Here is a 15556-nt window from a genome sequence, read left to right on the forward strand (position 1 = left end):
CACTCCCCGGGTGGTCGGACGTCACCTTCCATTGACCCTCTGGTCGGCGCGGGGCGCCACCCGTGGAGCGTACGAAGTGCCGGGGTCAGGCGGTGGGCGCCAGTACCGGTTCCAGTCCGAGGATCCGCAGCACACGGCGGACCTCTCCGCGCGCGTTGACCACCTCGAAGGCGGTGCCGTTCTGCTGGCTCATCCGCAGACCGAAGATCAGGGCGGACACGCCCATGGAGTCGATGTAGCGCAGATCGGTGAGGTCGAGGGTCACGCTTTCGACCGCCGGTTCGCTGATGATGCTCTCGAGCGTGGTGCGCAGGCGGTCGACGTTGCAGATGTCGATCTCCCCTGCGGTGACCAGTCGGACCGCGCCTCGGCTGGTGGTGGATCGGGTCAACGTGAGGGGGTCGGTACCGCGATACTCCTGCGGTCGCACGTGAGTGTCCTTACTTTCGGTGGCTGAGTGCTCTGTCGGGTCACACGCCGGCGAGCGTCGAGGGGGGTCGCCTCAGCCCTTGGTTGTGTTCGCTTCCGTACAGCCCGAATAACCGAACCTGCACGAAGGCGCGCGGACGCTGTCATCGGTCCGATATGTCCAACGGCTTCACGTCGGGCTGGTTGCGCCACGCGAAGCGGCATGGCCGTTCGGATGATGCGCGCTGACCGGTCGTACGGTCGTATCGGGCGCTGGTCGGTTGTCGTGTCGGGCGCTGGCCGGTCATATCAGGCGGCCCAGGGCGGCGCGATGGTCTGGCCGCCGACCGTCGCGTGCATGCCGGCGGTGGTGCAGGCCACGGCGCGCGCCGGCTCGGCGAACGGATTGGCTACCGCGAACTCGGCGCCCGCCGGCACGGTCAGGGCGTCGCCCGGGGCCAGTTCGAGCTTCTCGTCGTCGATGGTGGCGACGAGCCGACCGGTGTGCACGATGAAGACCTCGTCGCGGCTCATGGTGTGACGGGGACTGCTGGAGCCGGCCGGTGCGTCGACCGCCCAGACGGCGAGCTCGGGTGAGCCGAGGCTCGGCGTGGCCAGGGAGCGGAACGTGAATCCGTGCATCTGATGGGCACGGGCGTCGGCGTCACGGGTGAGTGGCATGGGTGCCGCCCTTCGGTCAAGGTGGTTGACTGAGAATGACGATAGGGGTGCCGGTACCCTTGGTCAAGGTACTTGACTGAGGGAGGGCGGCGATGGTCGCGTTCGGGTTACCGGAGTTGCTGCTGCTCGCCACCCGCGCGGTCTTCGAACGCACCCACGAACGCCTGGCCGCCCAGGGGGTGGCTCTGCGCCCGGCGCACGGCTACACCTTTCAGCTCCTGGCCAGTACCGGTGGCGCGTCCGGCGCTGAAGTAGCCGAGCACCTGGGCGTGACGAAGCAGGCCGCCTCGCAGCTGCTCGACGGTCTTGAACGTGCCGGCTTCATCGCCCGACAGCCGGACCCGCGCAACCACCGCGCGCGACTGGCGGTACTGACCGATCAGGGGTGGGCCGCGGTGCGCGCCGCCACCGCGGTCTGGGCCGAGGTGGAGGCCGAGGCGGCGCAGCTACTCGGCCCGGATCGCGCGCAGGCGCTGCGCGCGGCCCTCCTCCAGCTTGCCGAGGCGGGCGGCGCGTTGACGCCGCCGCTCCGACTGCGGCCGGTGTGGTGATCCGCCCGACGCGTGCGCCTCGCCGGCCTGCGAGCGTTGAGTTATCGACGTTATGAGGTGCCGATAACGTCGATAACTCGACACTGACGCCGATCACCGTCGCGATGATCAGTGAAACAAAAACGGTGACCGGCGTTTCCGCTGGTCACCGCTTCGTCAAACCCGGCGAAGGGTTGGTGGGCAGGGGCGGGGTCGAACCGCCGACCTTCCGCTTTTCAGGCGGACGCTCGTACCGACTGAGCTACCTGCCCTTGGTGCTCGGCAACATCGTACCTGCCGAACAAGCGAGACGCCGCGCGTGGCCTCACGCGCGGCGGCAGCGCTTGCGGTCCTGACGGGACTTGAACCCGCGACCTCCGCCTTGACAGGGCGGCGAGCACTCCAACTGCTCCACAGGACCTCGTATCAAGTCGCTATGTTGCCATAACGACGTTGGTCGTGCCCCCAACGGGATTCGAACCCGTGCTACCGCCTTGAAAGGGCGGCGTCCTGGGCCGCTAGACGATGGGGGCGGCCCCGCCATCATCGCACATGTGCGACGCTGCGCGGTGAAGCTCCCCGTCAGTGGCCCCGCCGGAGGCCTGCAAAGCATACGTGACCCCGGAAGCCTGCGCAAAATGGGTATCCCGGGTGTCGGTCGCGCCCGGCACGACGAGGGGCTCGACGCGGCGGTGGCGACGCGAGCGCGACCTCCGGCGGCGGGGGTACGAGCCGCAGGTGCGGCTGCTGGATCAGGGTACGGCAGGTCAGTCGGCGGCGACGGCGAAATCAGGTACGGCAGGTCAGTCGGCGGCGACGGCGAAATCAGGTACGGCAGGTCAGTCGGCGGCGACGGCGAACAGTTCGACCGCGTCGGCGAGGGTCGCCGGTACGACCACGCCGGCCGGGAGGCTCGCGGGCTCCCAGCCCGGTCCGCCCGCCGCGACGACGGCGGGCCGGCCGCGCCCGGAGACCAGATCGTCCAGCTGAGCGGGGTCGGCGGTGGCGCGGGCATGCGCCCAGACGAGTACGGCGACCGGACCGGTGCGGTGGACCGCGGCGCGCAGCGCGTTCGGCGGCACACGCGCCCCGAGTACCCGCGCCGGGACGCCGTGTACGGCCAGCGCGGCGGCGAGGGCCTCGATCGGCAGGCTGTGCTGCTCCTCGTCGGCGCAGGTGAGCAGGACGCGTACCGGATGGTCGCGAGGCGGCCGGGGTAGCGAGGCGAACACCGCCGAGATGCACCCGGACAGGAGATGTTCGACCTCGACCAGCTCATCGGCGTGCGCGGCCCGCTCCCCGACGGCGACGAGTACCGGGCACAGGATCCGGTCCCAGGCGTCGACGACGCCGCGCTCGGCGACAGCCGCCGCCACGAGGTCGTGGACGTCGAGGCCGTCCAGGCGCATCGCCGCGCGGCCGAGACCGCGCGCGGCGGGCTCGGCGTCGCCGAGGGCGAGAGCCCGCCCGCCGCCGTCGCGTCCGCCGCCATCAGGCCCCGTGCCATCAGGCCCCGTGCTGTCAGGCCCCGTGCTGTCAGGCCCCGCGCCATCCGGCCCGCCGCCGTCGTGGCGGATCCGCGACGGGGTGGATGAGACGGGCGTCGCCGGGTCCGGCGATGGAGACCGTCGCGCCCACCGTGCCGCCTCAGCCGGTGGGACGCCGGCGGTGACGAGGTGCTGCATCAGGGCCAGGCGGGCCATGTCGTCATCGGTGTAGCGCCGGTGCTGACCGCGCCGGTGGCAGCTGGGGCCCAGCCCGTACCGCTGGTGCCAGCTGCGCAGGGTGGTCACCGCCACACCGAGCCGGCGGGCTGCCGCCCCGGCGCTCAACAGCTCGTCGGTCACCCGTCCGGCCCCGCCGTCGCGGCGTCCCAGGCCGCCAGTACGCCGGACAGCCAGGGCGCGTACGACTCCGGTTCGGCGGCCAGCGCCCGGCGCACCTCGTCGGGGTGGGCCCACCGCAGCGCGGCCACCTCGTCGGCGTCGGGCGACGCCGCCTCGCCGTCGACCGTCCCGATGAGCACGTGGTCGTACTCGTGCTCGACCCGCTGAGTGACCTGGTCGAGCGCGCGGTACACGTACACGCCGACCGGCTTGAGCGGGATGCCGGTCAGCCCCAGCTCCTCGGCCAACCGGCGGGAGGCCTCGGTCGCGACGTCCGTGTCGGGCGCGGGATGGCCGCAGCACGCGTTGGCCCACCGCAGCGGGAACCGGGTCTTGACGGCTGCGCGCTGTTGGAGCAGCAGCCGGCCGCGCGGGTCGACCAGCAGCACCGAGAACGCCCGGTGCAACAGCCCCGGCGCGGTGTGGGCGTCCGCCACGGTGGTCGAGCCGATGGCCAGGCCGTCGGCGTCCACGAGCTCGACCAGCGCCTGCTCCCGGTTCATCGGCGGACCCCCGTGATGCGTTCGGCGGCCAACCGGCCGGAGATGAGGACCATGGGTACGCCGACGCCCGGCTGCGTGCCGGAGCCGACGAACACGACGTTGTCCAGGCCCGGATGGAGGTTGCCGGGGCGGAACGGTCCGGTCTGGCGGAAGGTGTGCGCCGCGGCGAACGGGGTGCCGGCGGCCATCCCGTCAGCGGCCCAGTCGGCCGGGGTCACCAGGTGGGAGACCTCGACACCGGCGTCGAATCCGATGTACCCCCGGCGTTCGAGCGTCTCGATGAGGTCCGCGCGGTAGGCCCCGGCGCCGCCGCCCCGCCAGTCGATGGCGGATGTCGCGAGGTTGGGCGCCGGGGCGAGCACGTAGTAGGTCTGCCGCCCGACCGGTGCGACCGACGGGTCCGACCGGCTCGGATTGGTGACCAGCAGCGACGGGTCGCTCATCAGCCGGCCCTCGCGGATCACCTCGTCGAACGTGCGCTTCCAGGACCGTCCGAAGTGGATGTTGTGGTGCGCGATCCGCTCGTACCGTTGGGTCGAACCGGCATGGAGCACGACGCACGAGGGCGAGTACCGCAGACGCGGCTCCCCGCGCTCCGGCAACAGGTCGCGGTACGCGACGGGCAGGTCCGGGTTGAGCACGACGACGTCGGCAGGCACGAACTCTCCGTCGTGGACGGTCACGCCGCGGGCCCGGCCGGCGCTGGTCAGGACCCCGGTGACGCGTGTCCCGTAGCGGATCGTGACGCCGTGCTTCTCGGCGATGCGGGCGAGTGCCTTCGGCACCGCGTGCATTCCGCCAAGTGGGAAGTAGACCCCGGCGACCGCGTCGAGGTAGGAGATCACGGCGTACAGGGCGAGGGCGTCGTGCGGCGCGAGGCCGGCGTACATCGCCTGGAACGAGAAGATCCGGCGGGTACGTTCGTCGCGGAAGAACTGGTTGACCTTGGTCTGGAGTCGGCGGAAGCCGCCCATCGCGACCAACCGCAGCAGGTTGATCGTGAGCAGGTCGCGCGGCGTGTCGAGGTTGCGGCCGATGAAGTCGTCGCGCTCCAGGCGCCACAGGCGGCGCGTGTAGTCGACGAAGCGCAGGTAACCGTCGGCCTCCCGGGGGCCGCAGACCCGCGACACCTCGCCGGCCATCCGGGCGGTGTCGGTGATCACGTCGAGGGTGGAGCCGTCCGGGAAGTGTGCCCGGTAGGCCGGGTCCAGTCGGGTGAGCGTGAGCCAGTCGGAAAGCTCCTCGCCGACGGTGCCGGCGAGGTCGGCCAGCAGGTCGGGCATGGTCAGCACGGTGGGGCCGGTGTCGAACTCGTAGCCGTCCAGGCTCAGTTTCCCGGCCCGCCCGCCGGGGTAGGCCTCGCGCTCCAGCACGGTCACCTCCCGGCCGGCCGCGGCCAGGCGGATCGCGCAGGCGAGCCCGCCGAGGCCGGCGCCGACGACCACGACCCGACCGGTCGGTCCCGCAACGGTACGCACGTCGCCCCTCCCATTGGTCCCGGCTCGAATCGTAGCGTAGGCTGCCAGTTGCGTCGATTGCTGCGTCGTTTCATCGAAGAATCGGTTCGTGGTGACGCCGTGTGGCGAGGACTGCTGAGATGGGGGCCGACATGGAGTCGCTCGCTGCTTCGTATGAGCGCTGCCGGCAGTTGCACCGCCGCCACGGCCGCACGTACTACCTGGCGACACGCCTGCTGCCGGAGTGGAAACGCCGGCACGTGCACGCCCTCTACGGCTTCGCCCGGTACGCCGACGAGATCGTCGACGGCACGGGTGCGCTCCCCGTGACCGAGCGGGCCAGGCTGCTCGCCGACTGGTCCGCGGCCTTCCTGTCCGGTCTGGCCGGCCAACAGCGCGACACCGGGCTGGCCGGCCAACAGCGCGACGCCGGGCCGGCCGGCCAACAGCGCGACGGGGATCCCGTGCTGTCCGCGGTGCTGCACACGATCCGGGTCTTCGACCTCGACCTGGAGGACTTCCGCAAGTTCCTGGCGAGCATGGCGATGGACCTGACGATCAGCGGCTACGCCACCTACGACGACCTCCTCGGCTACATGGAGGGCTCCGCGGCCGTCATCGGCACGATGATGCTGCCGATCCTGGAGGCGTCGGACCCCGCGGCCGCCCGCGAGCCCGCCCGCCAGCTCGGCCTGGCTTTCCAGCTCACCAACTTCATCCGGGACGTGGCGGTGGACCTCGACCTCGGCCGCGTCTACCTGCCCGGCGCCGACCTCGCCCGCTTCGGCGTCACGCCGGAGGATCTGCGGGCCGCCCGGGTGGCCGGTGGCCTGCGCGGCATGGGTGCGGTCGGCGACGCGATCCGGGAGCTGATCGCGTTCGAGGTCGGCCGGGCCAGGGAACACTACGCGCGGGCGGCACCCGGCGTGACCCTGCTCGCGCCCGGCTCGCAGGCGTGCGTCCGGGCGGCGTACCACCTGTACGGGCAGATCCTCGACGAGGTCGAGCGGCTCGACCACGACGTCTTCGCCGGGCGCGCGCGGGTGCCCCGGCGGCGGCGGTTGGCCGTCGCGGTCGCGTCGGTGCTCACTCCCGCCGGGGTCGCGGTCACGGGAGGGCCGGCCGATGGCGGTCGCCGTCGTTCTCTTCACGCGTGATCTGCGGGTCCACGACAACCCGGCGCTCGCGTCCGGCTGCCGGACGGCCTCGCGCGTCGTGCCGCTGTTCGTGCGCGATCCGGCGGTGCCGTCCTCGCCGGGCCGCGACCGGTTTCTCGCCGAGAGCCTCGCGGACCTGCGCGACTCGCTGCGCCGGCGCGGCGGCGATCTGGTGATCCGCCACGGCGATCCGGTCGCGGAGACGATGCGGGTCGCCGGGGAGGTGGGCGCCCGGCACGTCGTGAGCGCCGCCGACGTGAGCGCGTACGCGCGCCGCCGGGAACGCCGGCTCGCCACCGCGTGCGCGGGTGAGCGGACTTCGCTGACGGTCACGCCCGGGGTGACCGTCGTAGCGCCCGACGCGCTCAAGCCGTACCGGGTGTTCACCCCGTACCACCGGGCGTGGCTGGCCCTGCCCTGGCGCCGCCTCGAGTCGGCGCCCCGGACCGTCTCCCTCCCGGACGCGCCGCTGCGGTCGGTCGACCTGCCCGTACCGGTGAGCGGCGGGTCGCCGTCCCCGTTCCCGGGCGGCGAGACGGCGGGCCGCCGCCGGCTCAGCGGCTGGCTGTCCACGGTCGACAGGTACGCCGACGACCACGACGATCTCGCGGGTGACCGTACGTCGCGGCTGTCGCCGTACCTTCACTTCGGCTGCTTGTCACCGCTCGACGTGGCGGCGAAGGCCGGGGGCGGCCCCGGCGCGGAAGCCTTCGTGCGCCAGCTCTGCTGGCGCGACTTCTATCAGCAGCTGCTGTACTCGTTCCCGGCGCTGCCGAGCGTGGCGCTGCGCGCCTCGGCCCCGGATGACTGGCGGGACCGGGACGACGCCCTGGAGGCCTGGCGGGCGGGGCGCACCGGCGTGCCGATCGTGGATGCCGGGATGCGCCAGCTCGCCCGCGAGGGCTGGATGCACAACCGGGCCCGCCTGATCACCGCGTCGTTCCTGACCAGGTACCTCGGGCTCGACTGGCGGGCTGGTGCGGCGCACTTCGCCCGGCTGCTGCTCGACGCGGATGTCGCCAGCAACAACGGCAACTGGCAATGGGTCGCGGGCACCGGCACCGACACGAAGCCGTACCGGCGGTTCAATCCGATCCGGCAGGCCGGCCGGTTCGACCCGGCCGGGGACTACGTGCGGCGCCATGTGCCCGAGCTGACCGCGGTGGCGGGCCGGGACGTGCACCAGCCCTGGCTGCTGCCGGAGCGGGTGCGCAGCGGCCTGGACTACCCCGTGCCGCTGGCCGGCGTCGCCCCGGCGAGCTGGATGTGAGGTTCAGGTCTTGGCGCGCGGGGACGGCACGGCCGCCCGCATCGCGCCGAGGGCGAGCCCGAGCTGGAACCGGTTGTCCACGCCGAGCCGGCTCATCAGCCCGCCGAGCGCGTACCCGACGGTCCGGCGGCTGAGGTCGAGCTCGCGTGCGGCGGTCTCGTCGGTGTGCCCCTGAGCGAGCAGTTCGACGATGGCCCGCTCGCGTGGTGTGAGCGCGATCGGCGGCGGGCCCTCCCGGGGCAGCGCCTCGAGCGCGGGCGGCGAGGCCTGGTGCGGAACCCAGCGCCGGCCGTCCCGGTCCGGGCAGGTCGGGCGCGCCGCTGCCGGGCCGAGGTGGAGTTGGGGGGACGGCGACGGCTGTGGTGCCGGCGCCTGGGTGGGTGTCGTTGCCGGTGCGTTCATCGGGCGTGCCGTCCTCGGCGGGGTGTTCTGCTCCGGCGCCAGGCTCCGGACCGCTGTGATGCCGGGCGGGCGCGTACGGTGTCCGTGCAGCTGCCGGACGACCTGGTTGGGTTGGCGCGCAGCCCAGACGGCCCGACCGTTCGTCTTGGGCGCACGGCGTGAGGTCGACGAGACCCGCCGGATCGCGCCGGCGTAGGCCAGCTCGCGCATCGCTTCCCGGACCCGTTCGTGAGCCATGCCCAGCTCGTGGGCGAGCTGGCTCTCCCGTGCCGTGTCCAGCGACACCAGCGTGCGGTAGACCAGGTCGGCGTCGGGCGACAATCCCCAGCGGACCAGGGACGGAAGCGCGCTTCCCATGCGTGCGGCAAAGCGGTGAGTATTCATCAGCTCCCCGTGGATGCACTCGACCGGACCGAACGCCACTCAACTATTCACGATGCGTAATGGCAACGTGTCGTACCGTGATTGCCAGATGATGCAAGATCCCGCGATTGAGTTGCGTACTTACCGGTTCGAATGCCTCCGGTGTCACGTGGCGCTTGGTCATTGTGATTGCAACAATTGAGGAATCAACGGCGCTCTGGTGCCTCTCGTTGAGCGACGGCCAGAGCTTAACCATTGTGGACAGTGATGTTTCCGCGAGGGGTAGCATCACGTAGCCACCAGGTAAAACGTTGCGGCCGCGCGATCGGCAACCACGATGAGTGACGATATCGGTGGCGCTGGGAAAGCGACGTTCCGCATTGTTTCTAACGTTGAAATGGCCTCCCGGCCGGGACGAGCGGGGCTGAGACCCGCCGCCATGTCCGGCCTGTCGGCTGATCCGCCATGCCCGGTCCCGGCCGGATCGGTAGCGTACGAACCATGGACGGCGAATCCATGGTCGGCTTCGGGCCCAAGCAGGCGTGGCTTGCCGTACGCGAGGGCAAGGACGCCGCGGTGTCCGCCGCCCTGGGCCTACGCGACCTCGGCACGGTTTCCTGGCGCAACGGCATCGACCTGGCCTACCTGACAGATGACCGGCTGGTGCTGACCCCGCCGCTGCCCGGCGCCGACGACGCGCGGTGGCTGCTCGTCACCGGGCGCTGGCTGCTGCGCGCCGTCATGGCCGTGGACGTCGCCGAACTGTCGGCCACCCTCGGTACCGAGGTGCAGTTCTTCGCCACGTACCGGGTCTCCGAACTGCACCGGTGGCAGCGGGCCGTCGGGGGCGAACTGGTCCGCGCGTTCGAGTACGTGGGCGAGACCGGCGAGGTCACCGAGTGGCGGGGCGAGCCTGATGACGCCGAGATCGCCATCGGGCTGCCGGCCGCCCTCGACGACGAAGCCAGCGTGCTGGTGTCCGAGGACGACGTGATGCGATTGGCCCGGTCCTGGAGCGTGGATCCGAGCGCGCTCGACGGTCGGCCCGCTCCCGGGCCGTTGCGCGCGGCCGCCGTCTCCTGAGCGCCGCACGCGGCCGCCGTCTCCTGACCCGCACGCGGCCGCCGTCTCCTGACCCGCACGCGGCCGCCGTCTCCTGACCCGCACGCGGCCGCCGTCTCCTGGGCGCCGCGCGCGCCGGGCTCACGGCGTCGGCTGCCTCGGCCACGGCACACCGACCGGCTCGCCGGCCGACCGCTGCGCGGCCATCGCCCGCAGCCGCGCCAGCAGTTCGCTGCGGCTGCCGCAGCCCAGTCGCTGCCGCATCCGCGCCACGTGGTGCTCGACCGTCTTCGCCGAGATGAACAGCCGGTCGCCGATCTGCTTGTACGTCATGCCGGCCAGTACCAGGTCGGCCACCTCCTGCTCGCGGTCGCTGAGCCTGCCTTCGGCCGGTGTGCCGACCGCCTGGGTGGTCGACGACCCGGCCGGCTGGCCCGCCGACCTGGGCCCCGCCGACCTCGGCCCCGCCGGCCTGCCCTGCAGGGCCCGGGCGCAGTCCAGCAGGGTGGTCATGGCGCGCCGGTCGGCCGTCCGGATCGCCGCCTGTCCCGCGAGCCGGGCCCCGTCCCAGCACAGGCCGGCCTCGTACAGGCCGCGGGCGGCCGCCTCCACCTTCTCCGGGTCGACGACTCCGCGGAGCACCTCCACCCAGGTCTGCGCGGCGGCCGCGAGCGCCGCGCCGTACCGGCTGTGCCCGGCGAGGCCGGCGAGGGCACGGACGTGGTCCTCGGCAGCGGCCGGCTGCTCCGCCGTGATCGCGGCGTGCAGCGCGCTCCAGTGCAGCGGAGTCTCCCACAGCGCCGGGCTACCCAACCGGTCGAGCAGCACGCGCGCGTCCCGCAGGTACGGCAGCAGCGCGGCCAGCTCACCCAGCCGCGCCGCCGCGATCGCCAACTCGCCCACCGGCAACAGCGTGAACAGGTCCACCGGGTGCCGGACGACCGCGTCGCGGGCGAGTGCCCAGCCGCGCGCAAGCGCGGTCAGATCGCTGTTGCGCCGGGCGATGCCCATCTCCAGAGCGGTGGCGAAGAGCAGATCCCGTGCTTCCAGCGGCGCGCCCTCGGTCGTGACGGTCGCGAGGGACTGTGTCGCCGCGGCGGTTCTCCCCCGCACCATCAGGATCCAGGCCTGCATCAGGCGATGCCGGCGCGCCATGAGCGCGCCGCCGGTGCGCGCCGCGACGGCGCGGTCGAGCACCCGCTCGGCGATGTCGAACTCGCCGTAGTGCAGCGCGACCAGGGCGGCGAGCGCCGCCGGGCTGTCGGGCAGGAGCGCGGCCCGGCCCGCGGGCTCCAGCAGGGCGGAGGCCTGTACGAGCGCCGACAGCGCGGCCGTCGACGAGCCCCCGATGGTCTCCCGTACGCCCCGCGCCATCAGCAGCGCCGCGCTGGCGAGCAGGGTCGGTGGCCCGTCCGGCGGCGGTGCGTGCAGCAGCAGGCGGTCGGACTCCTCGAGGTGCCCGGCGCCCAGGTACCCGATCGCCGCGAACGCTACCGCCGACGGGGTGCCGGCCCACCGGTACAGTTCGGCGCCGCGGGCGGCCTGGCCGCGGTGCGTGAGTGCGGTGGCCGCGACCGCGGCCCCGTCCGCGCGCTCCGGTGACCCGGGAGCGGCGATCAGCCGGTCGGACAGCCGCAGCGCGGAGTCGAGGTCGCCGGCGAGCGCGGCCGCCAGCGCGTGGCGCGCCGTGGTCGGCCGGCCGGCGCCGGCGGCGGTGGCGAACAGTTCGGCCGCGAGCGCCGGCTCGTCGACGAGCGCCTCGTTGCCCGCCGCCTCGAACACGGCAGCCAGGGAGTCGGCGCTGACCCCGGCGCCGGACAGGGTACGCACCAGGGGGAGTACGGGCGCCCCGCGCTGCATCTGAAGCTCCGCCAACCGTGCGCACACCGCGACCCGGTGCGTCGCCGGGATGAGCGCGACGAGGGCGTGCCGCGCTATCGGTGGCAGCCTGTCGTCCGGCCCGAGCAGACCCGTGGCGCGCGCCGCTTTCACGGTTTCGTCCACCTCGTCCGCGTCCGCCGACAACAGCGCGGTCAGTACGGGAAGGGACAGCCGCTGCCCGGTCGCCACGGCCAGCAGCAGTCCCCGGACCCGGTCGTCGAGATCCTCCAACTCGGCGGCGAACCGGAGGACCGCCGAACGGGGTGCCTCGGCTGGCGGTTCGCCGGGGGGCAGTGCCCGCGCCAGCCGGTCCACGAACCGGGGCACTCCGGCCGTCTGCGCGTGCACATACCGCGCCAGGGCCGCCGGCGGGCGGGTGCCGTACATGCCGGCGAGGTACGTGGCGGTCTGCTCCTCGGTGAACGGGCAGAGCAGCAGGGGTGAGCCGTCCCGCTTCAACGCGTCAGCCAGCTCGACCATTGTGGACTGTCGAGGCCAGGGCCGGTACGCGATCGCGAGCCGGTGCCGCCGGCCCTCGACGAGGCGGCACAGTCCCCGCAGCCGCGCCTCGTCGAGCAGGTGGGCGTCGTCGACCAGCAGCGCGCAGTCCTCGTCGACCCGCTCCGCGGCGTCCGGTGGCTCGGTGCGCACGGCGACACCGGCCCGCCGGTAGATCAGGGCCAACTCCTGAAGGGTGGCGCTCTTGCCGTACCCACCGGGGCCCTGGATGCCGACGGCGACCGGCGCGTGCGGGTGCGCGTCGATCGCCTCGAACAGGGCTCTGCTGTGGCCGTCGAGGACGGGCTCGGGTCCGGTGGTCGGCAGCCTCAAGAGTGTCCTCACGACGATGGGCCGGGCCTGGTGCCCGCTGGTCGATGGGTCGCTTTCATCCCTATCACGAGGAAAGTGTCTTGACGCGACGACCGGCTACCAGCCGTGGTGCCGACCGCATCTTCGGTAGCGTGAGCGGAGTGATCTTCACCGGCGGCCGGGACGGCGGGGCCGGCTGCTCGTGATCGCCGCGGCCGGGCCCCTCGTGCGGGGCCGGCAGCCGGTCGTCGGCCTGATACTCGATGGGCGCCGGCCGGGGCCGCCACTGCGCAACGGGTCGCGGCCGGCTCGCCAACGCCAGGATCTGGCACGCGGCCAGCGCCGCGCCCGCGGCCACGGCGACCTGCGGGTCGGCCGCGACCGTGACCTGGCCGGGGAAGTGCGCCGAGACCAGATCGGCGACGAGCGGGATCCGCGCCGACCCGCCGACGAGCAGTACGCCGTCGACCTGATCGGGGCGCAGCCCGCACGACCGGATCGTACGGTCGAGACGGTCCACTGTGGGCCGTAGCGCCGGCCGGATCAGTTCCTCGAACGCGGCCCTGGTGACAGGTAGTCGGACCGGGCCCTGGGGCAGGTGCACGCTGATCTCGGTCTCCATGGACGTGCTCAGCCGTTCCTTGGCCCGGCGGCATTCGTTCCTGAGCCCGAACAGCGCCAGCCGCACCCGGGGATCGTCCAGCTGCGCCGCGCCGAGCTGCTCGGCGAGTACGGCGACGAGCTGGTCGGTCAGCATCTCGTCGAAGTCGACGCCGCCGAGCGGCTCGACCGCCTCCTGGCAGGCGACCACCTCGAAGCCCGCGGGCTGCGTCCGGCGGACCACCGAAGAGGTGACGCTGTTACCGCCGAGGGCGTAGACGGCCAGCGTACGGCCGGCGAACCCGTGGAAGGAGTGGTTCTCGGCGGCGGTGACCGGCCCGGCGAGCAGGGTCACCCCGGTCAGGCCGATCTCCCACAGCGCCTCGTGCAGCAGCTGTTTGCGGTACGTCCCCCAGGACGGCGGGTGCGTCACCACGAGGTGTTCGGGGTCGGCGCCTTCGCGGGCGACCGCCTGCTCGACGACCCACATGGCCAGCACGGCGGCGAGGGTCTGCGGCGTGCACGATTCGCCGGCGACGACGAGCGGGGTCTCGTCGCCGATGCGCCGCATGAAGCCGCGCGTGATCCGGCCGCCGTCTACCAGCGGGCCGTCCCGGCCGGGGTCGCCGACCGTGAGCGATCCGGTAGCGGACACGTACAGCGCCGACGGCACGACGGACGAGTGTGCCCCGAGCGCAACGACCTCGGGCGCGCTCCACGAAGGCCCGACGTGTCGGCAGATCGCGGCGGCCGTGCAGGTGTCGCCGATGTCGATTCCGAGGACGTACGCCATACGAGCCATTCCTTAGACGGGGCGGTTGGCCCTGCCGGGATGTCGGCCGGCGGGGCACGGGTCCCCTTGTATGTCGTAACCCGTGCCGGTTTCGTAACGCGCGCGGGCGGATCCACCCGTTCGTACCAGACATCCAGCCGTCGACGAGCCCCTAAATCCGGCGCGCGGCCGGATCCCCTATGCCCCTAACGCCAGGGGCGATCCATGCCCTAACCGGCCCCCGGTGGAACTGGGGATCGACCCCGATGCCCGACCGGCACCCGGGTTCATAGGTTCCTGAAACGGGTCCGGCCCAGCGGGTCCGGATCCACCCCGGTCACGCAGTTCGAGGAGACCTCCCACCATGATGGACCACCACGCCGACGCGTCGGCGAGCGTGAACGCAACCACCCCGGCCGCCTCCGCCGGCATGCGGGCGCACGGTTCCGCACAGGCGCACGGCCCCGGCTGCGGCTGCGGTTGCCAGGCGAGCCACCACGGCGGCCACCACAGCCACGGCCACCACAGCCACCACGCCGAGCAGCAGACGCTGCACGACTTCGTACTCAACCTGATCGCCGATCCGGCCGCCAAGGACGCCTTCCTGCTCGACCCGCACAGCTGCCTGCGGGATGCGGGCCTCGGCGAGCTGAGCCTCGCTGACGTGCACGACGTGCTGACCCTGGTCCTCGACAGCATCCCCGTGCAGGGCCCCGCCAGCGTCGCCCAGCTCGACGCCCTGAACATCGGGTCGGTCACCGAGCAGCCGGGTGCCGTCGTCGCGCAGCTGCAGGCCGTGCTGCATCAGGTGGGCGTCAGCAACTCGCACGGAGCCACCCAGGACTTCAACGTCGTCAGCACCGCCACCTCCGCTGTCCTGCCGGCGGCCAGCGGGCTGGGGCTGGGCGCCGAGGTCCTGCCGGGCATCGGCGTCGCGGCCAGCGGCAGCGGCGCGGTGCTCGACCTGTCCGGCACGCACGACCTGGCCAACACCCTCGACGGGGGCGTGCTCGGCACCACCGGTCACGAGGTGACCGGCGTGGTCGGCACGGCCGACGGCCTGGTGAACGGCGCGCCCGGCCTCGGCGGCCCGAGCGTCGTGGACGGTGTCGTCGGCACCGCCACCGGCCTGTTCGGCGGCTCGCCGGCCGCGAACCTGCTGGGTGGTTCGCCGCTCGGCGGAATCCTGGGCACGGTGCACGGCGTGGTGGGCAACACCGCGGGCGGCCCCGTCGGCAACGGCGCCACCGGTCTGCTCGGCAACGCCGTCAACGGCATTGCCGCCGGGACGGTCAGCGGCGTGCTCGGTACGTCGCCGGTCGACGGCGTGCTCGGTACCGTGCACGGCGCGACCCAGACGGTCGGGGGCGTGGCGCACGGTACCGGTCTGGACGGCGCGACCCACACGGTCGGCGGCGTCGTGCACGGTACCGGCCTGGACGCCGTGACCGGCACGGCCGGCGGCGCGGTGCACGGTACCGGCCTGGACAGCGTGACCGGCTCGGTCGGCAGCACCGTCCAGGGCGTCACCGGTACCGGTGCCCACGGTCTGCTCGGCGGCGTGACCGGTACGGCCGACAGCGCCGTGCACGGCGTGACCGGAACGGACACCCACGGCCTGCTCGGCGGTGTCACCGGTACGGTCGGCGACACCCTGGGCAGCGCCGGTGTCGGCAACGTCACGGGTGACCCGGGCGGGCAGTCGCACGCCGACACGTCCGCGCAGGTGGATGCCTCGCATCACGGCCTGTTGGACGGTCTGCACTGAGTGTGA

The 15556-nt window shown here is 72.9% G+C and carries 13 protein-coding genes and 3 tRNA genes; 5 read left to right on the forward strand and 11 right to left on the reverse strand.

What is annotated here, in order from left to right; all coding sequences use genetic code 11:
• Positions 1–85: 85 nt before the first annotated feature.
• The gene (locus tag HC031_RS04520) at positions 86–430 is read right to left on the reverse strand and encodes an anti-sigma factor antagonist (RefSeq protein WP_167923864.1); all 345 of its coding nucleotides are present in this window, start codon (positions 428–430) and stop codon (positions 86–88) included.
• Positions 431–717: 287 nt separating this feature from the next.
• Positions 718–1089, reverse strand: a complete 372-nt coding sequence (locus HC031_RS04525; protein WP_167923865.1) for a cupin domain-containing protein — start codon at positions 1087–1089, stop codon at positions 718–720.
• A 92-nt stretch (positions 1090–1181) separates the two neighbouring features.
• On the opposite strand from HC031_RS04525, the gene HC031_RS04530 reads away from it, so the two are divergent.
• Positions 1182–1640: a MarR family winged helix-turn-helix transcriptional regulator gene (locus tag HC031_RS04530; protein ID WP_167923866.1), complete on the forward strand. Its 459-nt coding sequence runs from the start codon at positions 1182–1184 to the stop codon at positions 1638–1640.
• A 174-nt stretch (positions 1641–1814) separates the two neighbouring features.
• Here HC031_RS04530 and HC031_RS04535 read toward each other — a convergent pair.
• The 6 genes from HC031_RS04535 to crtI all read right to left on the reverse strand — a co-directional run bounded on the left by HC031_RS04535 (position 1815) and on the right by crtI (position 5486).
• Positions 1815–1891: transfer RNA gene (locus tag HC031_RS04535), tRNA-Phe, on the reverse strand.
• Between the two features lie 75 nt (positions 1892–1966).
• Positions 1967–2040, reverse strand: a tRNA-Asp gene (locus HC031_RS04540).
• A 39-nt stretch (positions 2041–2079) separates the two neighbouring features.
• Positions 2080–2152 (reverse strand) — tRNA-Glu (locus HC031_RS04545).
• Positions 2153–2458: 306 nt separating this feature from the next.
• Positions 2459–3466, reverse strand: coding sequence for a MerR family transcriptional regulator (locus HC031_RS04550; RefSeq protein WP_167923867.1), 1008 nt, complete (start codon positions 3464–3466; stop codon positions 2459–2461).
• A complete protein-coding gene (idi, locus tag HC031_RS04555; RefSeq protein ID WP_167923868.1) occupies positions 3463–4008 on the reverse strand; it encodes an isopentenyl-diphosphate Delta-isomerase in 546 nt (181 codons plus the stop codon). Before idi ends, HC031_RS04550 begins: the two co-directional genes overlap by 4 nt.
• Positions 4005–5486, reverse strand: coding sequence for a phytoene desaturase family protein (gene crtI, locus HC031_RS04560; RefSeq protein ID WP_167923869.1), 1482 nt, complete (start codon positions 5484–5486; stop codon positions 4005–4007). Before crtI ends, idi begins: the two co-directional genes overlap by 4 nt.
• Before the next feature lie 119 nt (positions 5487–5605).
• Between crtI and HC031_RS04565 the strand changes: the two genes are divergently transcribed.
• Together HC031_RS04565 and HC031_RS04570 are read left to right on the forward strand one after the other, a co-directional pair.
• On the forward strand, positions 5606–6622 hold the full coding sequence (locus HC031_RS04565; protein ID WP_420813595.1) for a phytoene/squalene synthase family protein: 1017 nt from the start codon (positions 5606–5608) through the stop codon (positions 6620–6622).
• The gene (locus HC031_RS04570) at positions 6591–7892 is read left to right on the forward strand and encodes a cryptochrome/photolyase family protein (protein ID WP_167923870.1); all 1302 of its coding nucleotides are present in this window, start codon (positions 6591–6593) and stop codon (positions 7890–7892) included. The genes HC031_RS04565 and HC031_RS04570 overlap by 32 nt, the downstream gene beginning before the upstream one ends.
• A gap of 3 nt (positions 7893–7895) precedes the next feature.
• On the opposite strand, the gene HC031_RS32860 is transcribed toward HC031_RS04570, so the two are convergent.
• Complete coding sequence (locus HC031_RS32860) at positions 7896–8651, reverse strand: helix-turn-helix transcriptional regulator (RefSeq protein WP_240942089.1); 756 nt, start codon at positions 8649–8651, stop codon at positions 7896–7898.
• Positions 8652–9158: 507 nt separating this feature from the next.
• On the opposite strand from HC031_RS32860, the gene HC031_RS04580 reads away from it, so the two are divergent.
• Complete coding sequence (locus HC031_RS04580) at positions 9159–9740, forward strand: hypothetical protein (protein WP_240942090.1); 582 nt, start codon at positions 9159–9161, stop codon at positions 9738–9740.
• Between the two features lie 120 nt (positions 9741–9860).
• Here HC031_RS04580 and HC031_RS04585 read toward each other — a convergent pair whose 3' ends face one another.
• Together HC031_RS04585 and HC031_RS04590 are read right to left on the reverse strand one after the other, a co-directional pair.
• Positions 9861–12431: a helix-turn-helix transcriptional regulator gene (locus tag HC031_RS04585; protein WP_205862224.1), complete on the reverse strand. Its 2571-nt coding sequence runs from the start codon at positions 12429–12431 to the stop codon at positions 9861–9863.
• A gap of 64 nt (positions 12432–12495) precedes the next feature.
• The gene (locus HC031_RS04590; RefSeq protein WP_167923871.1) at positions 12496–13803 is read right to left on the reverse strand and encodes an Hsp70 family protein; all 1308 of its coding nucleotides are present in this window, start codon (positions 13801–13803) and stop codon (positions 12496–12498) included.
• 343 nt (positions 13804–14146) lie between these two features.
• Here HC031_RS04590 and HC031_RS04595 point away from each other — a divergent pair, with 343 nt between their 5' ends.
• Positions 14147–15550 carry an IniB N-terminal domain-containing protein gene (locus tag HC031_RS04595; RefSeq protein WP_167923872.1) on the forward strand — a complete coding sequence of 468 codons (1404 nt, stop codon included), beginning with the start codon at positions 14147–14149 and terminating at the stop codon, positions 15548–15550.
• The last annotated feature ends 6 nt before the right edge of the window (positions 15551–15556 follow it).

This window comes from Planosporangium thailandense, from assembly GCF_011947195.1.
GTDB classification, from domain to species: domain Bacteria; phylum Actinomycetota; class Actinomycetes; order Mycobacteriales; family Micromonosporaceae; genus Planosporangium; species Planosporangium thailandense.